The sequence below is a fragment of the Pseudomonas sp. RL genome (genome assembly GCF_000647775.1).
In the GTDB taxonomy this organism is placed as follows: domain Bacteria; phylum Pseudomonadota; class Gammaproteobacteria; order Pseudomonadales; family Pseudomonadaceae; genus Serpens; species Serpens flexibilis.
In genome coordinates this window covers 1-3,115 of the sequence record NZ_JBOY01000149.1, presented here as the reverse complement: position 1 = coordinate 3,115, position 3,115 = coordinate 1, and the positions used below count along the sequence as shown (strand labels likewise).

At 68.7% G+C, this 3,115-nt stretch carries 1 protein-coding gene; it reads left to right on the top strand.

Annotated elements, in window-relative coordinates; genetic code table 11:
• Nucleotides 1-54 precede the first annotated feature (54 nt).
• On the top strand, nt 55-3,115 hold a 3,061-nt coding region (locus tag AS93_RS19700; RefSeq protein ID WP_037009860.1), incomplete at its 3' end, for a hypothetical protein.

Here is a 3,115-nt window from a genome sequence, read left to right as displayed (position 1 = left end):
TGGACGACGCGGTGGACAAGCTGGGCACGCTGGCCGAGCTGCTGGACGCCTTTGATGTACATGCAGAACGCCGGCGAGACGCAGATGAACTTCGCCCTGGAGGGCATCGACGCGCCCGGCCAGGCACTGGCCATCGGTGCCGGCAAGGCGGCGCTGGACTATGCCGGTCTGGACCGGGTGCTGCGCGGCGCCTTCAAGGGGCTGGCCAGCGACGCGGCCCCCGAGCGCATCACCGAGCTGCTGGGCAACTCGCTCAAGGCCGTGGGCGTCGGTGCCACGGCCGAGTCGCTGACCGAGGCGACGCAGACGCTGATCGACGAGCTGGCCATCAAGGGCCACAAGCCCGAGCACCAGATCAACACCAGCAGCATCATCGACGCCATGCTCAAGGGCGGCATCGCCGGCGGCGGTGTGGCCGGTGCGGGGCGTGTCGTGGCCGACGCGACGCGCATGGTCGCCGAGGGCGCGCGTCTCCCGGGCGCGGGCGACCCGGTGCTGCCGACCGCGCCTGAGCCGGAAGCCGACATCCGTGCGCAACTGGCCAACACCCCGGCGGGCGAGGGCAACTGGTACACCGCCGAGAACGCCGAGCAGGCCAAGACCCTTGCCGCCGAGCTGGGCAAGCCGGTGCGCGAGCTGGAGGATGGCAGCGTGGCAGTGGCACCTGCCGAGGTGCTGGCCCAACTGCCCGAGCAGCCGACCCAGGCCGACCTGGCCCGCCTGAACGGCTACGCGCAGACCAAGGAGGAAGCGGCAGCCGACCCGCAGGGCGTGGCGGCCGTCGAGGTGCGCGACGCCGAGGGGGCGGTGCTGCGCAACCAGCTGGTGGGCCGCAGTGTGGCCGAGGCGGTGCGCGAGCAGCAGGCGCAGAAATTCCCCGGTGCGACGATCAAGATCACCACACCGGAAGCGGCGGTCCAGGCGCGTGCCGAGACGGTTGCCGCCGAGCAGGCGGCGCCGGCCCCGACGCCGGCGAAGAAGGCCAAGCAGCCCGCACCGCCGCCCAAGGGCACGCTGAGCGCCGACGAGGCCTTGATCGAGGAAGCCCGGTCGCTGGGGGTGGACATCAGCCGCTTCCAGAAGACCGGCCTGGGCCGGGCAGTGATGCCGCGCCTGACCAACGCCCTGCAGGCCAAGGTCGAGGGCGGCGGCAAGCGCCTGGACGCCGTGCCGGCTCTGGCTCCGTTGCTGGACATGCCGGTCGAGCAACTGGACCGCCGCTACTACGATGCCCGCAACGTCATCCAGGGCCGTGACCAGATGCTGGGCGCGATCCGCCAGCGGGCGGTCGAACGCTTCGGTTCGCTGGAGGCCTTTGCCCAGGCCATCGACCAGTTGCCGGTGTCCCAGGCCGACACCATCCGCGCCGAGCTGGGCCTGCGCGAGCAGGGCGGCTATGACATCGGTCGCCTGATGAACGAAGTTCAGGCGCGCCGCTCTGACCCCGATCAGGCCAAGCCGCTGGACTCGCTGACCCAGCCGGCGACCACCGAGGAACCCCCGGCACGCAAGGCTGCCCCCGACAAGATGCGCGATGCCGTGTTCGCCACACTGGCCATCCGCCAGCTGCTGGTCAATGGCGAAGGGAAGGTCGCCACTGCTGACCAGATCGACGAGAACATCGAGCGCCTGGGCAAGCGCGACCGCGTGCGTCTGGAAGAAACCCTCAAGCGCATGGACATCGACATCGGGGGCAAGAACCGTCAGGCCTTCCTCGATCTGTTGCGCGACAGTGTGGTGGGCGAAACCGCCTATGGCATTGGTAGCCAATACGTGGACGACGAGGCGAGTGGCGAGTCTGGCGGGGCACGGATCGTGGTGCCCACGCAGGAGTTCAACCCGTCGATCCTCGACAGCGACGACGCCCGGTTCTACCAGCTGGTGGAAAAGACTCCGTTGACCGACAAGTCCCGCAACGGCTGGCCGGCAGGGATGGCCCTGTACCTGGAGGCCATGTCGCGGATCGTCAAAGCGGGCGAACCGGAGGTGGCGTCCGCGCTCACCGAGTCGGAAGCCGCCCGGATGAGTCATGCCCGGGGGCTGGCCTTGGTGCTGAGTGAGCTGGCCAAGAAAGACGGGCTGGTCGACCAGGATAACCTGCTCACGCTGATGGCCGAACGCCTGGGTATCACCGACGCCCTGGTACAGAAGGCCGCCGCCGGCAGCAAAAAAGCCACGCTGCTGCCCGCGTTGCAGGCGATGGCCAAGGGAACGGATCGCCGGTTGGTTGTCCCACTGACTCAGCAGTTGGTGCGTATGGCCAACACCACGCCGGGTGGGCGCTCCTGGGAGGTGTGGGACTTCGAAATACTCCCGACCCAGCGCGAGGACGATGTCATGCTCGACGAGCTGGTCTCCTTGCTGCGGGACGACCCAGCTGCCGTAGTGACCGCGCTGGTCGATGCTATGGCAGAGGTGACCAAGGGCGAGCCGCTGGACACCGTTGGCATCATCGCCGACAGCGAGGCTTCACGGGGCAACCGCCCCGTGACCGCGAACGTGCCCAGCAGTGCCGCCGTCCAGGGCGAGAACGAGGTGGCCATCGACGGCGACCTCCCGAGCGGCGAGCAGGAAATGTCGGACGAGTCCTTCTTCCGCGCCGTGCAACGGGCCTCGGTGCGCTATTGGGACGTGGCCATTGTGCCCAGCCCCGGGCAGGTGAAGAACCTAGAGTTCCGTGATGCCAAGTCGCAGACCCTGACGCGCCACTTCAAGGGCAAGAACCTGCTCGGCCTGCCGTCTCCGCACTACCCGCAGATGGGCTCGGTGGTTGATGCCATTGCCCTGGCCGCCTACGCGCAGAGTGGCGAGCCGGTGCCGGCGACGCCGGGTCAGGCGGCCGCCAACCTGATGACCAACATCGCCCGCCTGATGCAGGGCGCGCAGTACAGCGACTCTAAGTATGTTGACCGACCTAAGGCGATCATCCGCACCATCCCCGATGACCTGGTGATCTTCGTCGATCCGGCGACCGGGCGCGGTGTGACCTTCGGCGAAGGCCTCAACCACCGCCATGCGGTGGCCGATGCCCGCGCACAGATGGAGGTGGCCCAGCGCGAGCTGGACGACGCGGTGGACAAGCTGGGCACGCTGGCCGAGCTGCTGGACGCCTTTG